At 59.0% G+C, this 25,660-nt stretch carries 24 protein-coding genes; 19 read left to right on the forward strand and 5 right to left on the reverse strand.

Features of this window, described 5'->3' with window-relative positions:
* The first annotated feature begins 1 nt into the window (after position 1).
* The 8 genes from QP982_RS01485 (at position 2) to QP982_RS10675 (ending at position 7,230) form a co-directional block, all read left to right on the forward strand.
* Complete coding sequence (locus QP982_RS01485) at positions 2 to 820, forward strand: F0F1 ATP synthase subunit delta (RefSeq protein WP_016422457.1); 819 nt, start codon at positions 2 to 4, stop codon at positions 818 to 820.
* 54 nt (positions 821 to 874) lie between these two features.
* Positions 875 to 2,518 carry a F0F1 ATP synthase subunit alpha gene (gene atpA, locus QP982_RS01490; RefSeq protein ID WP_005509387.1) on the forward strand — a complete coding sequence of 548 codons (1,644 nt, stop codon included), beginning with the start codon at positions 875 to 877 and terminating at the stop codon, positions 2,516 to 2,518.
* Between the two features lie 53 nt (positions 2,519 to 2,571).
* Positions 2,572 to 3,552, forward strand: coding sequence for a F0F1 ATP synthase subunit gamma (locus tag QP982_RS01495; RefSeq protein WP_005509705.1), 981 nt, complete (start codon positions 2,572 to 2,574; stop codon positions 3,550 to 3,552).
* Positions 3,553 to 3,554: 2 nt separating this feature from the next.
* Positions 3,555 to 4,994, forward strand: a complete 1,440-nt coding sequence (gene atpD / locus QP982_RS01500; RefSeq protein ID WP_005509621.1) for a F0F1 ATP synthase subunit beta — start codon at positions 3,555 to 3,557, stop codon at positions 4,992 to 4,994.
* A gap of 11 nt (positions 4,995 to 5,005) precedes the next feature.
* Positions 5,006 to 5,377 (forward strand): F0F1 ATP synthase subunit epsilon, encoded by a 372-nt coding sequence (locus tag QP982_RS01505; protein WP_049172054.1) that lies wholly within the window; start codon positions 5,006 to 5,008, stop codon positions 5,375 to 5,377.
* A gap of 217 nt (positions 5,378 to 5,594) precedes the next feature.
* Positions 5,595 to 6,098: a DUF2550 domain-containing protein gene (locus QP982_RS01510; protein WP_016422460.1), complete on the forward strand. Its 504-nt coding sequence runs from the start codon at positions 5,595 to 5,597 to the stop codon at positions 6,096 to 6,098.
* 77 nt (positions 6,099 to 6,175) lie between these two features.
* The gene (nucS, locus tag QP982_RS01515) at positions 6,176 to 6,868 is read left to right on the forward strand and encodes an endonuclease NucS (RefSeq protein ID WP_005509457.1); all 693 of its coding nucleotides are present in this window, start codon (positions 6,176 to 6,178) and stop codon (positions 6,866 to 6,868) included.
* Between the two features lie 2 nt (positions 6,869 to 6,870).
* On the forward strand, positions 6,871 to 7,230 hold the full coding sequence (locus tag QP982_RS10675; protein WP_141744767.1) for an Rv1322 family protein: 360 nt from the start codon (positions 6,871 to 6,873) through the stop codon (positions 7,228 to 7,230).
* Between the two features lie 2 nt (positions 7,231 to 7,232).
* Here the strand turns inward: QP982_RS10675 and mce are convergent, their stop codons facing one another.
* The gene (mce, locus tag QP982_RS01525; RefSeq protein ID WP_005509354.1) at positions 7,233 to 7,685 is read right to left on the reverse strand and encodes a methylmalonyl-CoA epimerase; all 453 of its coding nucleotides are present in this window, start codon (positions 7,683 to 7,685) and stop codon (positions 7,233 to 7,235) included.
* Positions 7,686 to 7,716: 31 nt separating this feature from the next.
* Here mce and QP982_RS01530 point away from each other — a divergent pair, with 31 nt between their 5' ends.
* Together QP982_RS01530 and QP982_RS01535 are read left to right on the forward strand one after the other, a co-directional pair.
* Positions 7,717 to 8,022 carry a thiamine-binding protein gene (locus QP982_RS01530; RefSeq protein WP_049172056.1) on the forward strand — a complete coding sequence of 102 codons (306 nt, stop codon included), beginning with the start codon at positions 7,717 to 7,719 and terminating at the stop codon, positions 8,020 to 8,022.
* Between the two features lie 84 nt (positions 8,023 to 8,106).
* On the forward strand, positions 8,107 to 9,156 hold the full coding sequence (locus tag QP982_RS01535) for a co-chaperone YbbN (protein ID WP_284870111.1): 1,050 nt from the start codon (positions 8,107 to 8,109) through the stop codon (positions 9,154 to 9,156).
* Between the two features lie 51 nt (positions 9,157 to 9,207).
* Here the strand turns inward: QP982_RS01535 and QP982_RS01540 are convergent, their stop codons facing one another.
* The gene (locus QP982_RS01540; protein ID WP_016422463.1) at positions 9,208 to 9,603 is read right to left on the reverse strand and encodes a TIGR02611 family protein; all 396 of its coding nucleotides are present in this window, start codon (positions 9,601 to 9,603) and stop codon (positions 9,208 to 9,210) included.
* A gap of 333 nt (positions 9,604 to 9,936) precedes the next feature.
* Between QP982_RS01540 and QP982_RS01545 the strand changes: the two genes are divergently transcribed.
* Positions 9,937 to 11,109, forward strand: a complete 1,173-nt coding sequence (locus tag QP982_RS01545; RefSeq protein ID WP_070549674.1) for a serine hydrolase — start codon at positions 9,937 to 9,939, stop codon at positions 11,107 to 11,109.
* 128 nt (positions 11,110 to 11,237) lie between these two features.
* Here QP982_RS01545 and glgB read toward each other — a convergent pair whose 3' ends face one another.
* Both glgB and QP982_RS01555 read right to left on the reverse strand, forming a co-directional pair.
* Positions 11,238 to 13,433 (reverse strand): 1,4-alpha-glucan branching protein GlgB, encoded by a 2,196-nt coding sequence (glgB, locus tag QP982_RS01550; RefSeq protein ID WP_151011041.1) that lies wholly within the window; start codon positions 13,431 to 13,433, stop codon positions 11,238 to 11,240.
* Between the two features lie 180 nt (positions 13,434 to 13,613).
* A complete protein-coding gene (locus tag QP982_RS01555; protein ID WP_049194095.1) occupies positions 13,614 to 15,644 on the reverse strand; it encodes an alpha-1,4-glucan--maltose-1-phosphate maltosyltransferase in 2,031 nt (676 codons plus the stop codon).
* A 140-nt stretch (positions 15,645 to 15,784) separates the two neighbouring features.
* Here QP982_RS01555 and QP982_RS01560 point away from each other — a divergent pair, with 140 nt between their 5' ends.
* The 8 genes from QP982_RS01560 (at position 15,785) to QP982_RS01595 (ending at position 24,484) form a co-directional block, all read left to right on the forward strand.
* The gene (locus QP982_RS01560; protein ID WP_048735276.1) at positions 15,785 to 16,621 is read left to right on the forward strand and encodes an ABC transporter ATP-binding protein; all 837 of its coding nucleotides are present in this window, start codon (positions 15,785 to 15,787) and stop codon (positions 16,619 to 16,621) included.
* 6 nt (positions 16,622 to 16,627) lie between these two features.
* Positions 16,628 to 17,467: an NUDIX hydrolase gene (locus QP982_RS01565; RefSeq protein ID WP_284870114.1), complete on the forward strand. Its 840-nt coding sequence runs from the start codon at positions 16,628 to 16,630 to the stop codon at positions 17,465 to 17,467.
* Positions 17,468 to 17,521: 54 nt separating this feature from the next.
* Entirely contained in the window at positions 17,522 to 18,706 is a 1,185-nt protein-coding gene (locus QP982_RS01570; RefSeq protein ID WP_284870115.1) for a THUMP-like domain-containing protein, read from the forward strand.
* A gap of 337 nt (positions 18,707 to 19,043) precedes the next feature.
* Positions 19,044 to 19,829: an electron transfer flavoprotein subunit beta/FixA family protein gene (locus QP982_RS01575; RefSeq protein ID WP_048735284.1), complete on the forward strand. Its 786-nt coding sequence runs from the start codon at positions 19,044 to 19,046 to the stop codon at positions 19,827 to 19,829.
* Positions 19,830 to 19,883: 54 nt separating this feature from the next.
* On the forward strand, positions 19,884 to 20,828 hold the full coding sequence (locus QP982_RS01580; protein WP_016422471.1) for an electron transfer flavoprotein subunit alpha/FixB family protein: 945 nt from the start codon (positions 19,884 to 19,886) through the stop codon (positions 20,826 to 20,828).
* A 252-nt stretch (positions 20,829 to 21,080) separates the two neighbouring features.
* Positions 21,081 to 22,232, forward strand: coding sequence for a cysteine desulfurase family protein (locus tag QP982_RS01585; RefSeq protein WP_049194138.1), 1,152 nt, complete (start codon positions 21,081 to 21,083; stop codon positions 22,230 to 22,232).
* 63 nt (positions 22,233 to 22,295) lie between these two features.
* Positions 22,296 to 23,435, forward strand: a complete 1,140-nt coding sequence (gene mnmA, locus QP982_RS01590) for a tRNA 2-thiouridine(34) synthase MnmA (protein ID WP_070437874.1) — start codon at positions 22,296 to 22,298, stop codon at positions 23,433 to 23,435.
* Positions 23,432 to 24,484: a uroporphyrinogen decarboxylase/cobalamine-independent methonine synthase family protein gene (locus tag QP982_RS01595; protein WP_049194090.1), complete on the forward strand. Its 1,053-nt coding sequence runs from the start codon at positions 23,432 to 23,434 to the stop codon at positions 24,482 to 24,484. Before mnmA ends, QP982_RS01595 begins: the two co-directional genes overlap by 4 nt.
* Before the next feature lie 5 nt (positions 24,485 to 24,489).
* On the opposite strand, the gene QP982_RS01600 is transcribed toward QP982_RS01595, so the two are convergent.
* On the reverse strand, positions 24,490 to 25,650 hold the full coding sequence (locus QP982_RS01600; protein ID WP_049190099.1) for an ATP-binding protein: 1,161 nt from the start codon (positions 25,648 to 25,650) through the stop codon (positions 24,490 to 24,492).
* Between the last annotated feature and the right edge of the window lie 10 nt (positions 25,651 to 25,660).

The raw sequence follows: 25,660 nt of genomic DNA on the forward strand, positions 1-25,660 counted from the left end.
CATGCACGCAGCAAGCCGCGAATCCCTGGCAGCCCTTAGCCAGCGACTGGACGCCGCTATCGGTGGCGACAATGTCGCTGTTGCTCAGGCTGCTCAGACTGGTTCCGAGCTTTTCGACATCGTCGAGGTCCTGGACTCCGACCGCGGCCTGCGTGTCGCTGTCGCCGACACCTCGGCGACTGCGGAACAGCGTTCCGGCCTTGTCCGGAGCCTGTTCGCGGGCAAGGTATCTGAGACGACTCTTAACCTCGTCGTGGATGCTGCCGCGCAGGTATGGTCCACCCCGCGTGAAATGCGTAAGGGTTTGGTAGAGCTGGGCCGTCGAGCCCTCCTTCGCTCTGCCGAAGGCCAGGGACAGCTTGAGACTGTTGAGTCTGAGCTGTTCCAACTGGGACACATCCTGGCTGAGCAGTCGCAGCTTGAACAGCTGCTGGCCGACAAGGCCGCAACCCCCGAAGCCAAGCGTGGGCTCCTCGCCTCTGTGCTGTACGGCAAGGTCACTTCCGTGACCGAAACCCTCGCACTGCAGGCTGTTGGCCGCCCATCCAAGCGCCCCGCGGACGACATTGACTCCCTGTCCCGGCTAGCCGCCGGCCTGCGGAACCACGTCGTCGCTCGCGTGACCAGTGCCACGGCCGTCTCTGACGAGCAAGAGCGAGCACTGGCGGACAAGCTCGGCCGAGTCTACGGCAAGGCGATGTCCATCCACACCGTGATCGATAAGTCGATTCTCGGTGGACTGGTCATCCGGGTTGGCGACGAGGTCATCGACGGTAGCCTTTCAACAAAGCTTGAGAAGCTGCGCGTCGGCCTCGGCTGACGGATGGTTTAGACGATTAATCACTGGAAGAATATTACCGAGAGCAGGAAGAACATGGCGGAGCTGACGATCTCCTCCGACGAGATCCGTAGCGCGATTGCGAACTACACCTCGAGCTACTCCCCGGAGGCCTCCCGCGAGGAGGTTGGCGTTGTTATCAGTGCAGCTGATGGTATCGCCCAGGTTTCGGGAATGCCGTCGGTCATGACGAATGAGCTTCTGGAGTTCCCGGGCGGCGTTATTGGCGTCGCTCAGAACCTCGACACCGACAAGGTCGGCGTTGTGGTGCTGGGTAACTTCGAGTCGCTTAAAGAGGGTGACGAGGTAAAGCGGACGGGTGACGTCCTTTCGATTCCGGTCGGGGACAAGTTCCTCGGTCGCGTAATTAACCCCCTGGGCCAGCCGATTGACGGCCTGGGCGACATTGAGGCTGAAGAGGACCGCGTCCTCGAGCTGCAGGCACCGACCGTGCTGCAGCGTCAGCCGGTTGAAGAGCCGATGGCTACTGGTATTAAGGCCATCGACGCAATGACCCCAATTGGTCGTGGTCAGCGTCAGCTGATCATTGGTGACCGTAAGACCGGTAAGACCGCGGTCTGCCTGGACACCATTTTGAACCAGAAGGCTAACTGGGAGTCCGGTGACCCGAGCAAGCAGGTGCGATGCATCTACGTTGCTATCGGTCAGAAGGGCTCCACCATTGCTGGTGTGCGCCAGACTCTCGAGGAGCAGGGCGCACTCGAGTACACCACCATCGTTGCTGCCCCGGCGTCGGATGCCGCAGGCTTCAAGTGGCTTGCACCATTCGCAGGCGCCGCACTGGGTCAGCACTGGATGTACCAGGGCAAGCACGTCCTGGTCATTTACGATGATCTGACTAAGCAGGCAGAGGCATACCGTGCCATCTCGCTGCTGCTGCGTCGCCCGCCGGGACGCGAAGCTTACCCGGGTGACGTCTTCTACCTCCACTCCCGTCTGCTGGAGCGTGCTGCGAAGCTCTCCGACGACATGGGTGCAGGCTCGCTGACCGCACTGCCGATCATCGAGACCAAGGCAAACGACGTGTCGGCCTTCATTCCGACCAACGTCATTTCCATTACCGACGGCCAGGTCTTCCTCGAGTCCGACCTGTTCAACCAGGGTGTCCGCCCGGCTATTAACGTCGGTGTGTCGGTTTCCCGTGTTGGTGGTGCCGCACAGACCAAGGGCATGAAGAAGGTTTCCGGTAACCTGCGTCTGGACCTCGCGTCCTACCGCGACCTGGAAGCATTCGCAATGTTCGCATCCGACCTGGACGATGCCTCCAAGCGTCAGCTGGAGCGCGGTCAGCGTCTGGTTGAGCTGCTGAAGCAGAAGGAAAACCACCCGCAGCCGGTCGAGTACCAGATGACCTCCATCTACCTCGCTGGCGAGGGCGAATTTGACGATGTCCCGGTTGAGGACGTCCGTCGCTTCGAGGCCGAGCTGCTTGAGCACCTGCAGGACACTCAGCCTGCAGTCTTCGAGCAGATTGACGGCGGCGTCGCCTTCTCTGACGAGTCCAAGGCTGCTCTGAAGTCCGCTACCGCTAACTTCAAGAAGTCCTTCCAGACTTCTGAGGGCGCACCGCTGGCTTCCGAGGCTCCGGTCGAGGCACTCGACGAGGGCGAGCTCAAGAAGCAGCAGATTACGGTCTCCCGCAAGACTGCCCAGAACTAGGCAGGTTGAGCTACTCAATGACCGTTTTCGCAATTGAAGGGAGGGAATAGGACATGGCGAATCTTCGTGAACTTCGAGCCCGAATCAAGTCGGTGAACTCGACCAAGAAGATCACCAAGGCCCAGGAGCTTATCGCAACCTCGCGCATTACTAAGGCGCAGCGTCGCGTAGCAGACTCCCAGCCGTACGCCGACGAAATCGAGAAGGTCATCGGACGTCTCGCATCGGCTTCGTCGTTGGATCACCCGATGCTCGTAAAGCGTGAGGGTAACCAGCGTGTTGCAGTCCTGGTTGTCACCAGTGACCGCGGCATGTGTGGCGGCTACAACCACAACGTCCTGAAGAAGGCTGCAGAACTGCGTACCGCTCTGGAAGAGCAGGGGCATGAGGTCGTTCTCTACGTGACTGGCCGTAAGGGCACCGACTACTACGACTTCCGTGGTGTCGAGCTCGCCGGTACGTGGGAGGGCTTCTCCCAGGATCCGGACTACGCCGCAACCCACGACGTGCGTCGTCACCTCATTGATGGTTTCAACGCTACGGCCGAGGGCACTGCCAAGTACCGCGAAGGCCTGCGTGGCACCAACGGCGAGGCCGTTCAGGGCTTCGACCAGGTCCACGTTGTCTACACGGAATTCGTGTCCATGCTTTCTCAGATTCCGCGTGCACACCAGATGCTCCCGATTGAGCCTGTGTACGAGGATGTCGAGATTGCTCAGGGCGAGGACATGCTGTCCGATGGATCAGATGACCTCAAGCCGGACTATGAATTCGAGCCTGATGCAGACACCCTGTTGGCAGAGCTTCTGCCGCAGTACGTGTCCCGCACTCTGTTCGCAGTGATGCTCGAGGCCGCTGCCTCTGAGTCCGCTGCCCGTCGTAACGCTATGAAGTCCGCGACGGACAACGCTACCGAGCTGGTCAAGGACCTCTCGCGTGTTGCTAACCAGGCACGTCAGGCACAGATTACCCAGGAAATCACAGAAATCGTCGGTGGCGCCGGTGCGCTCGACGACAGCGGAGAAAGTGACTAGATATGAGCACAGCTCTAAGTGAGCAGAACACCACCACGGCTGTGGGCCGTGTTGTGCGTGTCATCGGTGCCGTCGTCGACGTGGAGTTCCCGCGTAACGAACTGCCGGCACTTTACAACGCGCTGACCGTGGAAGTTACCCTTCCTTCGGTCGCCAAGACCATTGTCCTCGAGACTGCACAGCACCTCGGTGACAACATGGTTCGTACCATTGCTATGGCTCCGACCGACGGCCTGGTCCGCGGTGCAGAGGTCAAGGACACCGGTAAGCCGATTTCGGTTCCGGTTGGTGACGTCGTCAAGGGTCACGTCTTTAACGCAATGGGCGACTGCCTGGATGAGCCGGGCCTGGGTCGCGATGGTGAGCAGTGGGGCATCCACCGTGAGCCGCCGGCCTTCGACCAGCTCGAGGGCAAGACCGAGATTCTGGAAACCGGTATTAAGGTCATCGACCTGCTGACCCCGTACGTTAAGGGCGGCAAGATTGGTCTGTTCGGTGGTGCCGGTGTCGGTAAGACCGTTCTGATCCAGGAGATGATTACTCGTATTGCACGCGAGTTCTCCGGTACTTCGGTCTTCGCCGGTGTTGGTGAGCGTACCCGTGAGGGCACCGACCTCTTCCTGGAAATGGAAGAGATGGGCGTTCTCCAGGACACCGCCCTCGTCTTCGGCCAGATGGACGAGCCTCCGGGAGTCCGTATGCGCGTCGCGCTGTCGGGTCTGACCATGGCAGAGTACTTCCGCGATGTTCAGCACCAGGACGTGCTGCTCTTCATTGACAACATCTTCCGTTTCACCCAGGCCGGTTCTGAGGTTTCGACCCTGCTGGGTCGTATGCCTTCCGCCGTGGGTTACCAGCCGACCCTGGCTGACGAGATGGGTGTTCTGCAGGAGCGCATTACGTCCACCAAGGGCCGTTCGATTACCTCTCTGCAGGCCGTCTACGTGCCTGCCGATGACTACACCGACCCGGCTCCGGCAACGACCTTCGCCCACCTCGATGCAACCACCGAGCTCGACCGCTCGATTGCATCGAAGGGTATTTACCCGGCAGTGAACCCGCTGACTTCGACTTCTCGTATCCTCGAGCCGTCGATCGTCGGTGAGGAGCACTACCGCGTTGCTCAGCAGGTTATTAACATCCTGCAGAAGAACAAGGAACTCCAGGACATCATCGCCATCCTCGGTATGGACGAGCTGTCTGAGGAGGACAAGGTGACCGTGCAGCGTGCACGTCGTATCCAGCGATTCTTGGGTCAGAACTTCTTCGTTGCTGAGAAGTTCACGGGTCTGCCTGGTTCGTACGTCCCGCTGAAGGACACCATCGTTGCCTTCGACCGCATCTGCAAGGGCGACTTCGACAACTACCCGGAGATGGCCTTCGACGGCCTGGGTGGCCTCGACGATGTCGAGAAGAAGTACGCTGAAATGCAGAAGAAGTAAGGGGCATCCTCATGGCTGAAATCACCGCTGAACTGGTTGCCGTTGAGCGACCGCTCTGGAAGGGCAAGGCCACTTTGGTCTCTGCTCAGACCACCGAGGGTGAGATCGGCGTGCTGCCCGGACACCAGCCGTTGCTTGGCCAGCTGGTCAACAACGGTACGGTGACCATCAAGACCGCAGACGGCAAGGTTCTTGTCGCTTCGGTACAGGGTGGGTTCATTTCCGTGTCTACCTCGAAGGTTTCGATCCTCGCGGATAAGGCAGTCTGGGCTGACGAGGTTAACCTCTCCGAGGCCGAGTCCAACCTGACTTCGGATGACCCTGCAGTAAAGGCACAGGCTGAGTCGGAGGTCCGCGCGGCTCGTCGCGCTTCCACCAACTAGTCTTTTCGCCTGAACATCCGGTCGCACGACCGTATTCTTCCTGCTTCTTTAAACGGGGCGGGGAGCTCGCAAGAGAAATCTTGCCAGCTTCCCGCCCCGTTTTTCTTAGTTATTTTTCATGTCAGTGCAACAATCGGGTAGGGTTTGTAAAAAGCCTCTAAAGCGCTTTTGAACCAAGGTTCGTCGTCTATTCACCCGGATGCGAGGCTGGCAGATAGTGTTTTCAAGCGTAACCATGATGTCAATCATGTTCATGATTATCGGTGCGATGTTGATCGTCGGCGGGGTCCTTGCCCTGTGGCGTTTCGCCAGCCTGCATGCAAAAGGTACTCCTGTTATTGCTCGTCGCCTTCCTGCAGGTGATGGCAGTCATTGGCGCCATGGTGTCATTGTTTATTCCGAGTCGACGTTGAAGATGTACAAGCTACGTTCGCTGCGTCCTGGCTGTGATGCCGAATTTGCCCGTCACGATGTCACTATTGTGGATCGCCGAGATCCGACTGACATCGAGGCGGGTTTTTTCGCGCCCGGGCTTCGGGTAGTCAGGATTAAAACGGGGAAAAATACCGAATGGGAGTTTGCCGTGGACTCGTCCTCGGACACTGCGCTGGTGGCGTGGGTGGAGTCGAAGCCGTCGTCACGCCAGACTCGTGAGTTTCCTACAGACATTGAGCGCCGTTTCCGTTCGGCTTATAACCGTGGCCGAGGAAGTCAGTACTAGTCTCTTACGACAGGCTATTGCTAAGGCTCTAGTGGGTATTGTTTTCTCCCGCGCGGCAGTCACGTTAGGGTAGGGGAATGCGCCTTGTGATTGCTGAATGCACTGTTGACTATGTCGGTCGCTTGAATGCCCATCTGCCTCATGCCCCGCGCTTGCTGTTGGTGAAAGCAGATGGGTCAGTTTCTGTGCATGCCGACGACCGTGCATATAAGCCTCTGAACTGGATGACACCGCCGTGCACGCTGACGGAGAAGGATATTCTCGACGAGTCGGGGGAAGACACTGGTGAAAAGCTCTGGGTCGTTGAGAATAAGAAGGGCGAGCAACTTCGTATCACTATCGGCAAGGTGCTGGCTGATAGCACGTACGAACTGGGAGAGGACCCTGGCCTGGAGAAGGACGGGGTAGAAGCGCATCTACAGGAACTGCTTGCAGATCAGTTCACAACGTTTGGCGAGGGCTACACCCTGATTAGGCGCGAATACCCAACCCCGATCGGACCGGTGGACCTGCTTGGCCGCGATGAAAACGGCGCCACCGTTGCAGTCGAGGTTAAGCGTCGGGGCGGTATCGATGGCGTTGAGCAGCTAACCCGTTACTTGGAGATGCTGAACCGCGATGAGCTGCTGGCACCGGTGGAAGGGATTTTTGCTGCCCAGGAGATTAAGCCACAGGCCAAGACTCTGGCAGAGGATCGTGGGATTCGCTGTGTGACCGTGGATTACGACGCCCTGCGTGGCCTGGAGTCCAATGAATTGCGGTTGTTCTAGCCATGCCTAGGCGAAACCACAAGCGGCGCGGTAATCAACGAGGCAACCAACGCGGCGGGCGTAATAACCACGGCCAGAATCGCGGCAGCCTGCCCACATTTGGCAGTTCTTTCCAAAACACCCGCACTGAATCTGGGCCTGCCGGTTGGCAGGACGTGGACTTTGCGGTGCGTAACATCAGCGCTGGACAGTCGAACAAGGTTTATCGCTGTCCAGGGTGCGACCAGGAAATCATGCCCGGGACCTCGCACATCGTAGCTTGGCCGCAGGATTATGGTGCAGGCGCCGATGACCGGCGCCATTGGCACACTAACTGCTGGCGCAACAGAGCTCACCGCACTATCACGCGCCGCTGGGGATAGATTTACTTAGCCGGCTCAACGAGCTCCAGCAGGACGCCACCGGCATCCTTCGGGTGGATGAAGTTGATGCGCGAACCTGCGGTACCGATCTTCGGCTCCGGATACAGCACCCGGGTGCCCTGCTCCTTCAGGTGCGCCATCAGCGCCTCCAGATCAGTGACACGAACTGCGTACTGCTGGATTCCTGGACCCTTCTTGTCCAGGTACTTTGCAATCGTGGACTGGTCATTCAGTGGCGCGAGAATCTGAACCAGAGTGCCACCTTCAACCTTGTCGGCCGGGCCGACCATGGCCTCGTGGACACCCTGCTCTTCATTGACTTCATCGTGGTAGTTGATGAAACCAAGGTTTGCGCGGTACCACTCGATAGCGGCATCAAAATCCGGGACTGCGACGCCGACGTGATCAACAGCGACTACGTACTTATGGGGAACGGGAATCTGTGTCTCACTCATAGTTCCCAGGGTACTCGCTATTATCGGCGCCATGATTGTCGCATTTTCTGTTGCCCCCACTTTCTCCGATCCTGAGCAGGGAATGGCTGAGGCTGTTGCTGAAGCCGTGCGTGTTGTGCGCGAATCTGGCCTGCCCAACGAGACGAATGCCATGTTCACCCTTGTTGAAGGCGAATGGGATGAGGTGATGGATGTCATTAAGCGAGCCACGGAAGCAGTCAGCCGTGTCAGTCCGCGTACTTCTCTGGTCATCAAAGCGGACATTCGCAACGGATATACCGGGCAGCTGCGTGCGAAAGTGGATGCGGTCGAGGATGCGCTGAAAGCCACCGACTAGTCTCTTGTTCGGATTGGACACGTAGGCTCTACATAGGTCTTTACATAGGCTTTACGACGACACTGGAGAGGAACCCCTTTGACGATGCCAGCTGGACATGGTCACGCACATGGCCATTCTCATGGTCACTCGCATGGAGCACACGGTCACCGCGAGTGCTCGACTCCGCCGCCACCACCCGGCACGGTTGATTTGGAGCAGCTCCACCAGCGCGCCGAAGTCGAACGTAAGCGCCGAGAGGAGATCGAGCGGGCAACCAGTGATCAGGGAAATGGGCTTCCTCCTGTAGTTGAGATTGTCCCGCAGACCCTTGAGGCAGAAGTCGTTCTGCGCTCGGAGCAGGTCCCGGTTATTGTCTTGATCGGCATGGCTGGAGCAGCTGATTCGTTGCGTCTTCGGGCTGAGCTAGAAGGCATGGCCCGTGAGGCTAATTTGAACTGGATCCTGGCGTGGGCAGATGCTGAGGAGCATCCGCAGCTGGCCCAGGCATTCGGTGTGCAGGCAGTGCCGACAGTCACGGCTGTGGCTATGGGCAGTCCCGTTGGCATGTTTGTCGGCGAGAAAACCAGGGATTGGCTGGAGCAGTGGCTGGCGCAGGTTATGGAGGCCACTCGGGGTCGTCTCAAGGGGTTGCCGGCGGGAACTCGTATGGCTGGGGAGGGCAGCGGGCCGGAGGCTCCGGAGCCGACTGACTTCTTCGGCAATCCCGTACCCACCGATGACCCGCGTTTGGAGCAGGCTGAAGAGTTGCTCGAGGAGGGCGATTTCGACGGAGCGTTGGAGCTGTATGACGCTATGCTGCAGTCCGAGCCCGCAAATCAGGGGCTGAAGCGCGCTCACGCGAATGTGTCCTTCTTCGCCCGCGCTGCCAAAATCGATCGCAGCGCAGATCCAATTGCAAAGGCCGACGCTGCGCCGAAGGACGTCGCGCTCGCCCTCGATGCCGCGGATGTCACGATGCTTGTCGACGATCCAGCGAAGGCGCTCGATTGTTTGTTGAAGTTGCTCCCGCAGGTGTTTGGCGATGACCGTGAGGCCATCAAGTCGCGTCTACTAGAGCTGCTTGTGCTATTCGATACCGCAGATCCAGTGGCATTGGATGCACGCCGGAGGATGGCTAGCGCACTGTACTAGGAGTACTGGACTAGGGGCACTGTACTAGGAGCCTGGAAAGCGCTCAGGCTCCTAGCTTGAAGCGTCGGTGTATGGCCAGTCATCCGGAGCCATGAAGTAGTAGACGCTGCCCATTACAGCGGCCATAAACGCCATTAGCAACAGGAAAAGTGTTGCTTTCATTGCCACATGACGCTCCGCATACCAGGCGTAAAAGGCGTCCAATTTTGCTGCCAACCAGATGTTCAGGCGACGTGTCGGCGGATGCACCAACGAGAGAATTCCCAGTGCAACAAAGATGCAGAGCCATCCGGGAGCAGGAGTTGGCAAAATGATAATGCCAACAATGAGCAATACGAAGCCTGCGACGAGAAGAACCGGGGAGAGTACCGGCCCATACCAGGTGTTGCGCATATGGGCATGGCGAATCTGCATGCGGTCCATCAAGCGATGTACCTTTTCCTTCATTGCGATTCACTTCCTCCGATTTTCGGTGCCGTGCGCTATTTCTAGCAGCGGTCTCGGACGAGGCATCGTTGAAGCATTAAGCATCAAATGTGCAGCTCAACTGCCTGGGTGCACCGTTGGACATTGATTCTTTTAATCATGTCTATATTTAATCCATTGTTGCACAAAAGCTGCGCCCCAGTGCAACGAGATTTTTCGGAAGGTGGTAATCTTCCAACAGTTCTCAGTGGTTTACAGCAGTTACCACTGCATCTCATCCACCTGTTCACCTCAGACAGTTCATACTGCGCTAGGTGCCTTTGGTCTTCAGTTTTCTGCAGCCAGGAGTTTTGCATGCGACTTCGCCCCAAAGCCCTTCGCGCTACTTCCGCCTCGGTCATTGTTGCGCTTTCGGCCTCGACTCTGTTGGCGGGGTGCACCATCGATGTCCCAAGCACCACCGGGTCCAAGGCCACCACTGCTACCACAAAACCTAATGCTCCAGATAACGGTTGGGATGCTTCCGAGGAAGTCACCTGGTCTGATGCACAGGACGTCCTCGATACTGCGGCTAAGAGTTTCTCCGACAACTATGGCATTGATTTAGGTGTCTATTTGCGTGTCATTGACGGTCCATACAAAGGGCTCACGGCGTCGGTAGGCGAGGATACGAAGGAGTACTCCGCATCGACCATCAAGGCTCCGTTAGTGGTTACTGCGCTGAAGAAATTCGGCGATGACCTAGACAAGACGGTGACGGTCGATTGGGACAATGGTGTTGGCGGAAGCGTGATTGGCCCTGGCCAATACACGCTCGACGGGCTGTTGCAGTACGTGATGCGGTATTCGGACAACACCGCGGCGAATGGGTTGATTGACGCTGTCGCTGGTTTCGACGAGGTCAACAAAACCATCAAGGAAGCCGGTGTTGATGACAAGCGCTACCACCTGGGCAACAAGTTCAACATCCCCAATCCCAGCGGTGATCGGTCCTGGTTTACTCCCTCTCAAGCTGCGCTGTTCATGGCACGTCTCCAGGAAGTGGCCGATGGCACCTCAAAGCACAACTTCATTACCAAGGACACGGCACAAACTGCATTGACCTACCTCACTTACGGTGGTTCGCAGAAGTTTGTGATGTACGTCGGCTCCGCAGTCCAGAAGACCGGTGACACTGCCGAGGGCGTTAATGACCACGGTATTTTGTACACCGCAGCCGGACCCATCGCTTACGCCATTACGACGCGCTTTGATGAGGTGCCGCTCAATGAGCTTACCGACGGCCTGCTCGGCCAGCTGGGTTCCCAAATAGCCCAGCTTCTGCCGGATTACAATCGCCTTGGTAAGGATGGCAAGCCACTGACTGCTAAGCAGGCTGCGACGTGGAGCGCGGATGAGGATGGCGACGGCATTCCGGATCGTATCGGAACCGACAGCATGGATGGATCCGGGTACATCGATGATTCAGATTCTGCGAATTACAACGAATCTTTGGAACCTGACTGGTTCAATCCGTTCCGAGGATAGGACCTGGATACGCTCCCCAAAACAAAATTGCCCGTGTGTCAGGTTTTCAGGCCGAAACTCAGGCCACTGAAAACCGTGCAACACGGGCAATTCCTATGTGATTGTCTTTTGTTTGGCTGGATTCGGGACTAGCCCTGCCACTTCAGCCAAACGGCGGTGTTGGCCGGCAGCACCAAATCAATCGAGTGAGCCTGGCCGTTCCAACCGTGCTCGACCGCGGTCACAGTACCGTTTTCACCGTAGCCGGAGCCCTCGTAACGCGATGCGTTTGTGTTCAGAATCTCCGTCCATTGGCCACCGCGCGGTACGCCAATCTTGTAGATTTCCTGCGTGGTTCCCGACAGGTTATAGACGCAGGCGACGACCGAGCCATCGGTGCCGTAACGGACAAAGGACACAACATTGTTTGTGGAATCATCCGCGTTAATCCACTGGAAGCCCTCTGGGCGGTCATCCTGGGTGTAGAACGCTGGGTTTTCCTTGTAGATGGCGTTGATGTCCTTAACCAGCAGCTGAATGCCGCGGTGGAATTCGCCGCTCCAACCTTCGAGGTTGTCCCAAGCCACGGACTCATCGTGGTTCCACTCGTGGTTCTGGCCAAGATCCTGACCCTGGAATAGAAGCTGCTTGCCCGGGTGCGCCCACATGAAGGTCAGGAAAGTACGTAGGCCTGCGGCCTTATCCCAATCGCCGCCCGGCATGCGCTCCCACAGCGAGCCCTTGCCGTGCACGACCTCGTCGTGGCTAATCGGCAGAATGAACTCTTCCGAGTAGGCGTAGACCATAGCGAAAGTGAGCTCATGGTGGTGGTAGGAGCGGTAAATCGGCTCCTTGCTGAAGTACTCCAGCGTGTCATTCATCCAGCCCATGTTCCACTTCATAGAGAAGCCCAAGCCACCGTGTTCGGTAGGTGCGGTCACCCCCGGCCAAGAAGTGGATTCTTCGGCCACGGTGAGGAAGCCCGGGTTGTGCTTGTGTACAGTGGCGTTGAATTCCTGCAGGAACTGAACAGCATCGAGGTTTTCACGGCCACCGTACTGGTTCGGCAGCCACTCGCCTTCATTGCGGGAGTAGTCCAGGTACAGCATGGAAGCCACTGCGTCGACGCGCAGACCGTCGATGTGGAACTCTTCTGCCCAGTACAGTGCGTTGGCGTAGAGGAAGTTGCGTACCTCGTTGCGGCCGAAGTCGAAAACGTAGGTGCCCCAGTCGCGCTGCTCGCCGCGGCGCCAGTCCGGGTGCTCGTAGCAAGCCGTGCCATCGAAGCGGGCAAGTGCGAACTCGTCCTTCGGGAAGTGCCCCGGAACCCAGTCCATGATGACACCGATGCCAGCGGCGTGGAAGGCATCAACTAGGCCGCGGAACTGATCTGGGGTGCCGAAGCGGCTGGTCGGAGCGTAGTAGCCGGAAACCTGATAACCCCAGGAACCGGTGAACGGGTGCTCACATACTGGCATGAACTCCACATGGGTGTAGCCCATGTCGACCACGTAACGCACCAGCTTCTCCGCCATAACCTCGTAGCTCAGGCCCTGCTTCCAGGAACCCAAGTGGACCTCGTAGATAGAGATGGGCTCTTCGGTCCAGTCTGTGTTGGCGCGCTTTTCCATCCACGCTTGGTCGCCCCAGGCGTAGTTGGAGGTCGCAACAATCGACCCGGTAGCCGGTGGGAGCTCAGCAGCACGCGCCATCGGGTCGGCCTTATCGCGACGCTGTCCCTCCGGCGTCGTGATGGCGAACTTATAGACATCGCCCTCACCCACACCCGGGATGAACAGCTCCCAGATACCTGCGCCACCCATAGAGCGCATTGGGTACTGCGCGCCGTTCCACATACAGAAGTCACCGACCACGGCGACGCCGCGTGCGTTCGGAGCCCAGACCGTAAACGAGGTGCCTTCGACCGTACCCAGCTCTGTGTCGTAACTGCGAAGGTGAGCACCGAGAACCTTCCACAGTTCCTCATGACGTCCCTCGCCGATTAGGTGTAGGTCACCAGCGCCGATAGTGGGGAGGAAACGGTAGCCGTCGGCACGCTCTACGGTCTCGCCGGAGTCCCACGTAATGCGCAGACGGTAGTCGAAGTCATCGCCGCCGGGGACGAGGGCGGTGAAGAAACCGTCGCCCAGGTTCTCCGCTTCAAACTCGCCGCGCGTGCTGACGACAGTAACTGCCTGAGCGCCGAAGACCCTCGTGCGAATAACCGTGTCACCGTCCACGACGTGTGCGCCGTAGATGCTGTGCGGATCGTGATGGGTGCAGTAGCGCAGGCGATCCATATCGCCGGAATCAATTGCGAGGCGGGGATCTGTGTGGGCTCCCATGGAAGGTCCTTCCGAAGCGTTTCTAGGTAGGTGAATGTGAAGTTGTTGAGTTAAGTTTTAAAGAAATAGAGGGAGGTAGGGGACAGTGGGCTGCTAACTCACCCGCCAGCCTAACGACGAATCGTTGCGACAGTGGTCAGGTCAGCGGCCCACTAACCCCGAAAGTTCCCAGCAAGCGTTCTAGCCCTCGTAGTCGGGGACGTCGCGCCAAGCCAACTTGTGGCGGAGCTTGACATCGATTTCCGGCAGCTTGATGATGTGCGCAACGTTTTCCCACGGTGCCAGGCGGACGTAGTTGTCCTTGCCCCAGTTGAACTGGTTGCCGGTAATCAGGTCAGTGACATCCATGCGGTCGTGGTTGCGGAGCCCGATGCAATCCATGTCGAGGTGCACGGTAGCTTCCTGGGCATTCCACGGATCGAGGTTGAGAACAACGAGGATGGCATCGCCGGTGACCGGATCGAGCTTCGAGTAAGCCAGCAGGTTGTCATTGTCGATGTCGTGGAAGTGCAAGTTGCGCAGCTGCTGCAGAGCAGGGTGCTCCCGACGAATCTTGTTCAGCGTGGCAATGAACGGCTCCAGCGAGTTGCCGGTGGCCAGTGCCTGGTCGTAATCGCGGCTGCGGAGCTGGTACTTCTCGCTGTCGAGGTACTCCTCGGAGCCCTCCTTGACCGGAACGTTTTCAAACAGCTCGAAGCCGGAGTACATGCCCCACAGCGGAGACAGGGTTGAAGCCAGCGCGGCGCGGATGGCGAAGGCGCCACGGCCGCCCTTGACCAGGAAGTCATGCAGAATATCGGGGGTATTGACCCATAGGGATGGGCGAGCGATGTCCGCATGGCGGGTAATCTCCTCGCCGAATTCGGTCAGCTCTTCCTTCGTAGTCTTCCACGGGAAGTAGATGTAGGACTGAGTGAAGCCAGCCTTGGCCAGGCCGTAGAGGCGGGCCGGGGCGGTGAAGGCCTCGGCGAGGAAGATGACCTCCGGGTTGGTTTCGTGAACGGTTTCAATCAGCCATTCCCAGAAGTTGCCCGGCTTGGTGTGGGGGTTATCCACGCGGAAGACCTTGACTCCACGCTTGACCCAAAACTTCACTACACGCAGAACCTCTGCGTACAGGCCCTTGGCATCGTTGTCGAAATTCAGCGGGTAGATGTCCTGGTACTTCTTCGGCGGATTCTCGGCGTAGGCAATGGTGCCGTCCGGCAGCACGGTGAACCACTCCGGGTGAGCCTTAGCCCAGGGGTGGTCCGGTGCACACTGGAGCGCTAGGTCGATAGCGACCTCGAGGTCGCGCTCCTTAGCAGCCTTGATGAATTCCTTGAAGTCCTTTTCGTCACCGAGGCTCGGGTGGATGGCGTCGTGGCCACCTTCTGCGGAGCCGATAGCCCACGGAGATCCGACATCGCCCGGTTCCGGGGTCAGGGTGTTGTTGCGACCCTTGCGATTGATTTCACCGATTGGGTGAATCGGGGGCAGATAGACCGTGTCGAAGCCCATGCGCTGAGCGCGATCAAGCTGTGCAACCGCAGTCTTGAATGTGCCGTGCAGCAGCTCGCCATTTTCGCCGTAACCACCGTTGGAACGGGGGAAGAACTCATACCAAGAGGAGTACAGGGCTTCGCGGCGGTCAACCTTGATCTTGCGGGTCTTTCCGCGGGTCAAAAGGTCGCGCACCGGGTGCGCCTGCAAAATGGCGCGGGTCTCGTCGGAAAGCGCGGCTGCAATGCGGGCGCGAAGATCGCCGTCGCCGCGCAGACCTGCGGCGATGGAGCGTAGGTGGTTGCGGTGGATAGCAGCGGCACCAGCGGCGGCGCGGTCGAAGAGAGCGGCGCCAATTTCTAGATCATTAGCGAGTTCAGCTTCGCTCTGACCGGCCTCGAACTTCTTGGTGATAGCGTTGCGCCACGTTGCCATCGGGTCGGACCAGGCATCAATGCGAATGGTCCACAGCCCCGGAACGTCTGGGACGAAGGTGGCATTGACCTGATTTGGATCATGGTCAGAAAAGTGCATTGGAATGCGCTGTGAGCGGGAAGCAAAAGCTGATTCCTTCGGCCCCTTGACGTTGAGCGTGGCGTTCATCGCGTCATGGCCTTCTCGCCAAATGACGGCAAAGGTTGGGACGACTTCACCCACTACGGCCTTCGATGGAGTTGCACCACCGTTGATTTGAGGACGGATGTCATCAATACCGATTCGACCAGTCATAAAAGACGTTCTCCTAATTGTCGGCGAGCTAGGTGAAAATCGAAGCAAAACCATCTCGAGTGAACTCGATTTGCTCTCTACCGAGGATAGATGAGAATGTCCAAGCGCACATTTGGGCAAAGTTAGGGCACCATGGATGTGTGGCTGAATTGGAAGAAGACTTTAACGAAGATTTGCTACTCGACTTTCGCGACGTAAACCTCATCCGTGGTGGCCGTACGCTGGTCGGGCCGGTCGATTGGCAAGTAGAACTTGACGAACGCTGGGTCATCATGGGGCCGAACGGTGCAGGCAAAACTTCTTTGATGCGCATTGCTGCAGCGGAGGAGTTCCCGTCTTCAGGGGTGGCCCATGTGATGGGCGAGCAGATTGGGCGCACCGACATGCGTGATCTGCGCACCATGATTGGTTTGACATCATCGTCGATTGCTCACCGCATTCCCAATGACGAAAAGGTCGCGGACCTTGTTATTTCCGCCAGTTACTCCGTCCTGGGGCGCTGGCGTGAGACCTATGAAGAGATGGATTTCGAACAGCTCTCCGAGATTCTCGAGCGCATGGGTGCTGAGCATCTTGCAGACCGCACCTGGGGCACTCTCAGTGAGGGAGAGCGCAAGCGCGTACTCATCGCACGAGCCATGATGGTCAACCCCGAATTGCTGCTTCTCGACGAGCCGGGAGCCGGACTCGACCTCGGCGGTCGCGAGGACCTCGTCGGTTACTTAGGCGAACTCGCACTCGACCCGGATGCGCCGGCGATGGTGATGATTACGCACCACCCGGAAGAAATTCCGTACGGCTTCACCCATGCGATGCTCCTCGACGAAGGCAATGTCATCGCACAGGGGCTTATTGACGACGTCCTGACCAGTGAGAACCTGACCAAGGCTTTCCACCAGGAAATCGTCGTCGATCGCATCGATGATCGCTACTTTGCGCGCCGGGCACGGCCTGCTGGAAAGCACCGGAAGAAGTAGACGCTCATGGCGGTTCCGACACCTGAAACCCCGAATACACCCGCGTCGCCGAAACTGGCTGCGACTGTGTTGCTGCTCCGCGACACCCACTGCGGGCTCGAGGTCTACGTTCAAGAACGCGTATCCTCAATGCGTTTTGCGGCCAACATGACCGTGTTCCCCGGCGGTGGAGTAGACCGGCGTGATTTCCCCGCTGTCGCGAATGAGGGCATGGCCGTGACCGAGCCGTCGGAAGCCGACCCCGAGTCGCGGATCGCGCAGGCTTTTAACGTCGACCGCGTGCGGGCGCACGCGCTCACCTGCGCGGCCGTGCGTGAGACCTTTGAGGAAACAGGCACTCTGTTGGTTCGCGATGCTGGCGGTGAGATTGTCGCAGATGCCCACCGCTTCCACCGTCAGCGACGACAGTTGGAAGCCCACGAGTTGTCATTGACGGATTTTCTTAGCAATGAAAATCTGGCGCTCGATGCCGAACTCGTCAGTCCTTGGGCTAACTGGGTGACACCCGAATCCAACCCCATTCGTTACGACACCTATTTCTTCCTCGCCGCGCTTCCCGACGGTCAAAGAGCCGACGGTGACACCTCTGAGGCATCATCTTCAGGTTGGTTCCGACCGACTACGATTTTGGATGGATGGCGCCGTGGGCTACTTGGCCTCATGCCTCCGACCTGGGCGCAACTGACTCGCTTGGACGGTGTCAATACTGTGGCGGAGGCTCTCGAGGCGGCCAGAAACACTCCGGTGCGACGCACCAGTAGTGACTTCCTCGGGGAACCTTTTATGGATGAGTACTTTGCCGTTGCCACCCACATGGGGCATTTGCGCAAAGGTATGAACCGTTAGCCGACTACTCAACCCCCGTTAACCGGCTGATCCCTAGTTGGAAGGAGATAACGAGTGTCCCTGTCCGCTGCAGAGGTGGCCGCTGTTGCTGCTCACCCGGAGTGGCTAGATGAGGCCGACCAGCTCGCGCTCACTAAAAAGTCTCTGATTGCAGACTCCGCGCATCTACGCCAACACTGTGGCGAGTTTGGTCGCGCGGTCATTGAAGTCGCGGCAGCTCGGCGTTCTGCGGTCAGCAAACTGCCAGGGGACTGGATCTTCTCTTCCGAAGCAGCGCAACAGGCCACGCCCTTTGTCGTCGCGCTGGCTCGCGCTCGTAGGCTTGCGCATCTCGGTGTCGAATCAGTGGCCGATGTGACCTGCTCCATTGGTACTGAGGTGGCAGCAATTGACCACGAGGGCCTGACCGTTGTCGGGTCTGATCTCGACCTTGCGCGGCTGGCCATGGCGCGGCATAACGTCGGCAAGAACATTTTCGCGCAGGCCGATGCTTTGCAACCGACCTTTGACGCACCCGTCATTGTCGCTGACCCTGCACGCCGCTCCGGTGGTCGCAGGATCACCAACCCGGAGGACTTGCTCCCATCGCTGCCGGCGCTCATAGCCGCCTGGCCCGACAAAGAACTAGCTATCAAATGTGCGCCGGGCCTCGACTTCAGCGAGTGGAGCGGGGAAGTGGCTGTCACTTCGGTGGACGGTGCGGTCAAGGAGGCATGTCTATATACGCCGGGGTTGGCCGGAGTTACCGATGGGCAATCCGTAACGCGATTGGCGATGGTTATCCGGACCGTCGATAAGCACAGGCCGTTAGAGTTGTCGGCGGTGGACGTGCAGACCTACGACGACACCATGCCTGACGACGTCGATGTGCGCGCTGCCGGTCGGTACATCATTGATCCGGATGGGGCGATTGTGCGCGCCGGGCTGGTGCGGCATTTTGCGGCGGCGCATGGGCTGTGGCAGCTCGATGAGCGGATTGCGCACGTCAGTGGCGATGTTTTGCCGCAGGGGATTGCCGGGTTCGAAGTTATTGAGCAAGTGGGGTTGAAGCAGGTTCGCAAGGCACTGGCAGCGTTGGATTGCGGATCGGTGGAAATTCTCGTGCGCGGCGTAGACGTCAACCCCGACGCGTTGCGCAAGCAGTGGAAACTTAAGGGCTCCAGGGCATTGGCGGTGGTGGTCACGCGCATCGGAAGGAGCGCGACGGCGTTTATCTGTCAGCCCCGGGAGATCGGTTAAGGACCGCTTTACGACGGAAAACTGGTGGGGGTAGCCCGTTGGGGATCGGTGTTTGCTGTTGGCGAATACTGCGGAGACAGCTGCAGTTGATTGCGTACTATTAACGTCTGACATGCGGAAATAGCATGTTGGCGGGCGGGCTGTGCTCGTGGTGTAGAAAAAAATTTAAAAAAATAACGACATTGTTATCTGGATCACCTTCGCATTGGCGACAGGTTCTGTTATCTTCAACACAGACGACCTAGAGCGTGGCCTGGTTCACTTTATTGTGAGGCGGCTTGCGAAGTAAGGTCAGATAAACGTTCACCAGTAATCAACCAGTAAGGACGACAGAAAAATGCCGAACATCGTGGTTCTGGTCAAGCAGGTTCCGGACACCTGGTCCGAGCGTAAGCTCACCGATGACAAGTTTGTCCTCGATCGTGAGTCTGCAGACGCAGTTCTCGACGAAATTAATGAGAACGCTGTTGAGGCTGCCCTGCAGCTGAAGGAAGAGCACGGCGGAAACGTTACCGTCGCAACTGTTGGCCCGGATCGTGCCATCGAGGCACTGCGCAAGGCTCTGTCCATGGGTGCAGACGACGCCGTCATTCTTTCGGACGACGCACTTGAAGGTTCCGACGCTGTTCAGACCGCATGGGCTCTGTCCAACGTCATCGACACTCTCGAGGATGTTGACCTCATCGTCACCGGCAATGCCTCCACTGACGGTGGCACCGGCTCCGTCCCGGCTATCCTCGGTGTCTACCGCGACCTGCCGGTTCTGACTCACCTGCGCTCTGTCGCTATCGAAGGTGACTCCATCACCGGTGAGCGTGAGGTCGAAGACGGTATCTACCAGCTCAAGGCATCCCTGCCGGCAGTCGTCTCCGTCACTGAGAAGGCTAATAGCCCGCGCTTCGCATCCTTCAAGGGCATCATGGCCGCTAAGAAGAAGCCGGTCACCGAGCTGACTCTGGACGATGTTGCTGCTGAGGCAGAGCAGGTTGGTCTCGAAAACGCTGCTACCGGTGTCACTGGCTCCACTCCGAAGCCGGCTAAGACCGCTGGTGAGCGCATTAACGATGAGGGAGACGGCGGCGCCAAGCTGGCCGAGTACCTCAAGGCCCAGAAGTTCATCTAAGGCGCTTGACGCGAATAGAAGACAAATAGAGATACAAGTAGGAGAAAGATCACTATGACCGACGTCCTCGTTCTCGTCGAGCACGCAAATGGCGAGCTGAAGAACACCACCGCTGAACTGCTGACCGCTGCTTCCGCATTCGGCACCCCGGCCGCAGTTGTCGTGGGTACCCCGGGTACCGCTGCTGGCTTCGCAGACACCCTGGCCTCCTACGGCGCTGGCGAGATTCTCGCTGCTGAGTCCGACGATGCCGACAAGTACCTGATCACCCCTGAGGTTGACGTTCTCGTCGGCCTGGCCTCCGAGCGTGAGGTTCCGGTGCTGGTTTCCGCTTCCGCAACCGGCAAGGAAATCGCTGGCCGCGTCGCTGCGCTGACCGGTTCCGGTCTGCTGTCCGACGTTGTTGCTATCAACGATGACGCTTCCGTTAAGTACTCCATCTTCGGTGGCGAGTACATCGTCGACGGTGTCGGCTACGGCGCATCCCCGGTCTACGCTCTGCGTCCGGGCTCCGTTGACCCGGAGGAGAAGTCCGGTTCCGCTGACGTTACCGAGATTGCATTCCCAGAGATCGGCAACAACGCTGTCGAGATCGTTTCCTTCGCACCGGCTGAGGGCGGCGACCGTCCGGAGCTGACCGAGGCTAAGCTGGTTGTTTCCGGTGGCCGCGGTGTCGCATCCGAGGATGGCTTCAAGAACGTTGTTGAGCCGCTGGCAGACGTTCTCGGCGCAGCTGTTGGTGCTTCCCGTGCTGCTGTTGACGCTGGCTACTACCCGGGTCAGTTCCAGGTTGGCCAGACCGGTAAGACCGTTTCCCCGGACCTCTACGTTGCTCTGGGTATTTCCGGTGCTATCCAGCACAAGGCAGGTATGCAGACCTCCAAGACCATCGTTGTGGTCAACAAGGACGAAGAGGCTCCGCTGTTCGAGATTGCTGACTTCGGTGTCGTCGGTGACCTGTTCGACGTTGTCCCGCAGGCTATCGAGAACCTGAAGTAATACGCACTTGCCTTAAGGCTGCTAGTTGCGTAAGGCTGCTGGCCGAGAGTCAACTCGGCTAGCAACTACCCGCTCGGGGTGGGCACAGATTTCCTGTCTGTTCCCGCCCCGAGCATTTTTTGGTCCTACTCATCTGTTCGTGCAGACAGTGAGGTTTAACTATGGCGGATAGTGAGCATAAGGCGCACGCAGCGTTATACTGCCTGCATGCTTAATGACCACATCGTTGCCGCTCCGGACGAGAAGAGTGAAATGAAGTCTGCTGCGAAGACCCGTTACTTTGTGGATCATGCCGCGACTACACCATTGCGCCCAGAAGCGCGCACGGCAATGGTCGAGAACCTAGGTCTGGCCAACCCCTCGGGGCAGTACGCCACCGCACGCATTGCGAAAAAGGTTCTGGAAGAGTCCCGAGAAGAAATTGCAGAGCTGCTCAGTGCCGATCCCATCGAGGTAGTTTTTACTTCCGGTGGAACTGAGGCCGACAATCTAGCGATTTCAGGCCTGTACTTCAAGGCCTCTGGCTCGGACATTGTGGTTCCACCAATCGAGCACGATGCAGTGTTGAAGACATGCCACCATCTGGAAAAGGAACACTGGGCCAAGATTGTTGAGGCTCCTGTAGGTGCTGATGGTCGCGTTGACATGGTGCAGTTCCCGGAGATGAGTCGGCAGAACACCGCGCTGGTGACGTGCATGTGGGCGAACAATGAGACCGGCACCATCCAGCCGGTGGAGGAGATTGCCAAGCGGGCGAAGGATGCTCGCGTGCCTTTCCATATCGATGCTGTGCAGGCAGCCGGACATCTGCCCATTGATTTCCACGCAAGTGGCGCCACTACAATGGCCATCTCCGCGCACAAGTTCGGCGGTCCCCGTGGGATTGGGGCGCTGCTTGTTCGTCGTGAAGCGAAACTTACCCCGCATAACAACGGCGGCGGGCAGGAACGCGGACTGCGTTCGGGCACGCAGGACGTGGCGTCGGCGGCGGGCATGGCGGCAGGACTGCGCGCGGCGGTGGACACGATGGCGGCGGACGATGAGCGAATCCGCGGTCTGACGCAGCAGCTCATCAGGGCAATCATGCACATCGACGGTGCGATTATCCACACCAGCGAGCTCGCTTTGCCGGGGCATGTCTACGCCAGCTTCCCGGGCGCGGAGGCCGATAGTTTGATCATGCTGTTCGATGCGGCGGGAATTGACTGTTCTACGGGATCGGCATGTAGCGCGGGCGTTAATCGTCCCTCGCACGTGCTGATGGCGATGGGCGTTTCGGAGCCGGAAGCGCGGTCGTCGATTCGTTTTACGCTGGGGTACACCTCGACGCAGGCGGATGTCGACGCCGTCATTTCGGCGCTGCCGGAAACGGTCGAGCGGGCGCGGCGTGCTGGCATGGCTTAGTTTTTGCCCCGTGGTGGTACGGTGACACGTGCACAAAATCTAGAGGGGAAAGGTTGCAACGCAATGCGAGTTCTTGCAGCAATGAGCGGTGGTGTGGATTCGTCCGTGGCTGCGGCGCGTGCATTGGCCGCAGGTCACGAGGTCGTCGGCGTGCACTTGGCGCTGTCGAAAGATCCGCAGTCCGTTCGCGCCGGATCCCGCGGCTGCTGTTCGCTAGAGGACTCCGGCGATGCCCGCCGCGTCTGCGATGAGCTGGGCATTCCTTTCTACGTCTGGGATTTCTCCGAGCGCTTCAAGGAAGAGGTCATGGATGACTTCTACGACTCCTACGAGCGCGGCGAGACGCCGAACCCATGCCTGCGCTGCAATGAACGCATCAAGTTCGCCGCTCTACTAGAGCGCGGCATCGCGCTCGGCTTCGACGCTGTGGTCACGGGGCACTACGCTTTGCTTGGCGACGACGGCCTGTTGCGCCGCGGCCGCGATGCGAAGAAGGACCAGTCCTATGTCCTGGGCGTGCTGGATCGCGAGCAGCTGCAGCGCTCGATGTTCCCGGTAGGAAACACCGAGAAGCCAGAGATTCGTGAAGAAGCCCGCGGGATGGGACTAGGCACTGCCAACAAGCCGGACTCTTACGACATCTGCTTCATCCCGGATGGCAATACCAAGGCGTTCCTGGGCGCGAAGATTGGCCGTCGCCCGGGCACCATTGTGGATAAGGAAACTGGCGACACCGTCGCTGAGCACGACGGTGTCTACGGTTTCACCATTGGTCAGCGCAAGGGGATTGGCCTGGCGGGGCCGATGCCGGATGGCAAGCCGCGCTATGTCACCGGCATTGATGCAGAGACCGGCACGGTGACAATCGGCACGGCTGCGGACTTGAATGTCAACGTGCTCGAGGCCGACCGTGCCATCTGGCTGGCCAACCCGGATGAAGTACTCGCTGCCTCGGAGGCCGGCAAGCTGCAGGTGCAGGTGCGTGCGCACGGTCGCCCCATCGACTGCCGTATTGAAGTGCTGGCAGGACCTGACGATGACATCACCGGACGCGGTGGCGCCTTCCGGCTGCGCCTGAGCGATCCGCTCCGTGGTGTCGCTCCTGGCCAGGCCGCTGTTTTGTACCACACTGACACTGCGGGCGACTACGTGCTGGGCTCCGGCACGATTGTCTCGACCGCCCGTGAAGAGGACTTGTCGTGACCTCCTTTGTCGGCCTTGGCCCGATGCCGGGCCGCAATCCACACGAGGCGGCAGAGATTGTCATTGGCGAATGCCTGGAAGGTCACCTCACGCTACCGACGTTGCCCGCCCGTGGGTTCGGCGCCGATGCCGTCGGTCGCACGGCCGCCCTCATGGCTGACCTCGTCGTCGACAGGGGAGCGCGCTCCTGGAAAGTCGCCGACCGTCGTGGTCGCGCGAGTGCCTTGGCCACTGATTATCTCCACCGAGACATCGACGCGTGCGAGGAAGCGTGGGGACGCACCCCGCAGAAGATTCGCCTGACCGCTCTCGGCCCATGGACGATGGCAACTTCGGTGGAAAATGCCGCAGGCCATCTCATCGCCGTTGACCGCGGCGCCGTGAAGTACTTCGCGCAGTCGCTGGCCGCGGGATTGGCTTCCCACATCGCCGATGTCCGTCGGCGTTTCGACAGCGACATCGAGGTACTTCTGGCAGAACCCGCACTCGACGCAGTCGCACAGGGCAAAATCAAGGCCCCGTCCATGCTGATGGGCAACGCGGGCTATCTCCCCGCCCAGGGGCACCGCGAGATTGCGGAGATCTTCCTCGAGGTCACGGGGCCGCTGCGTGACGACGACATCGAAGTGACCATCGCGCTGTCGAGCCCCGATGGCCTGGCTGTTCAGGCCTTGGCGGATTCCGGTGCGGCCGGAGTGTGGCTACCTCGCAAAGAACTGACAACCACGCAGCAACTGGATTTTGCGGCTGCCGTGGTCGGTGCCGATATGTCCCTGGAGCTGGGTATTGTGCCAGTGACGGTCACGGAGCGAGAAGAGCACACGGGCGTCCCGGTGGCGACACCGGCTCGAGCACTCGCTGAGCAAGCAGCGCTGTTCTGGGATGAGCTGGGCTATTCGCGCCTACAGATTGCTGAGAGCCTGAATCTGGCGCCGATGGGCGGCTTTGCTGCCAGCTCCAATGGAGAAGCACAGGCGCAACTCGGCGCAGGCCGTAATGCCACGGAGCTTCTTCGTCGGGCAGCCGGTGACTTGGCTCGCGACGAATAGCGACCTTATTCCACCAGCGTATTGAGGTAATCGGCGAAGTAGGGAAGTGTGAATTCCACGTATCCCGTCGACGCTGACACAATCAGCTCGCGGTAAATCAGGTCATGGCGAAGCTGTGAGATGCCAGAGAGTTTGCGTCCCATGGTCTCTGCGATGGCGCTCGTGGCCACGGGCTTTCCATTGGGGGAGAGGCTCGCCATCGCTTTGAGAAAATCAATCTGGCGAGGTGGTACTTTTCGCAGGCTGGGCGCATGAACTTGCAGCCCGATGCGGCGGATTGATTCCGCTGCCGCATCCGAGACATGCTGAGCGGTAATGGTGTCCGAGTGGGCCAACCTGGCCTTAGCCCAAGCGACTGAGCCAATGGTCTGTATGAGATACGGGTAGCCGTGGCTGAGTTCAGCGGCCAGCTCGACGGCATCCTCAGTCATCGCACGTTCGCCGAGTTCTGCAGTTCTGCGAATGATGTCCTTGGTGGTCTCCACGTCCAATCGGCCCAGAGACACGCGCTCGGCACGGCGTAAGAATGTTGCGCCCTCTAGCTGGAGCAAGTCTTCGATACCGCTGGGCAGCCCGGCTGCGACAAAGGCAATCTCCGCATCGTCGCGATTTAGGTCCTGGATTGCATGGGCAATTTCGTTGAGCTGTGCGGGGTCTGCACTTTGAACCTCGTCGAGAGTGAGCAAGATGCCGGATCCCTGTGGCATGAGGAGAGCCGAGAGATCCTGAAGTTGGCTGAGCAGATTCCTGCCGGGCTCGGGCTGAGAAGTGCTGACTTCCGTCTTAAACCCGCCAATGCCGGCGATGGACAGGCCGGTGAGGTGACGGCCCTTGCCCGTCGGTGCACTGTCAATGGCACTGAAAGTGCGCGGAATGGTGACATCGGTGAGTTCAGAAATCATTTCAGAGCCGATGTGAGCACGCAGCACAATCCATCCCAGTTGCTTTGCTGCGGCTTCAAACTCGTTGAGAAGTACCGTCTTACCGATTCCGCGGGTACCGGAAATTAGCGCGGTTCGCCAGGGATTACCGGGGCCTTCCGCCAGAGCCAGCTCAAACGAGTCCAGCTCGACATCGCGCCCACCGATGATGGCCGGGGATCGGCCGAATGTGGGGTGGAAAGGATTGCGTGGGATGGAGATGGCCTTGTCGCCGCGAGTGGTCACGCATCAATCA

The organism is Corynebacterium sp. MSK019, from assembly GCF_030232425.1.
Lineage (GTDB): Bacteria > Actinomycetota > Actinomycetes > Mycobacteriales > Mycobacteriaceae > Corynebacterium > Corynebacterium jeikeium_D.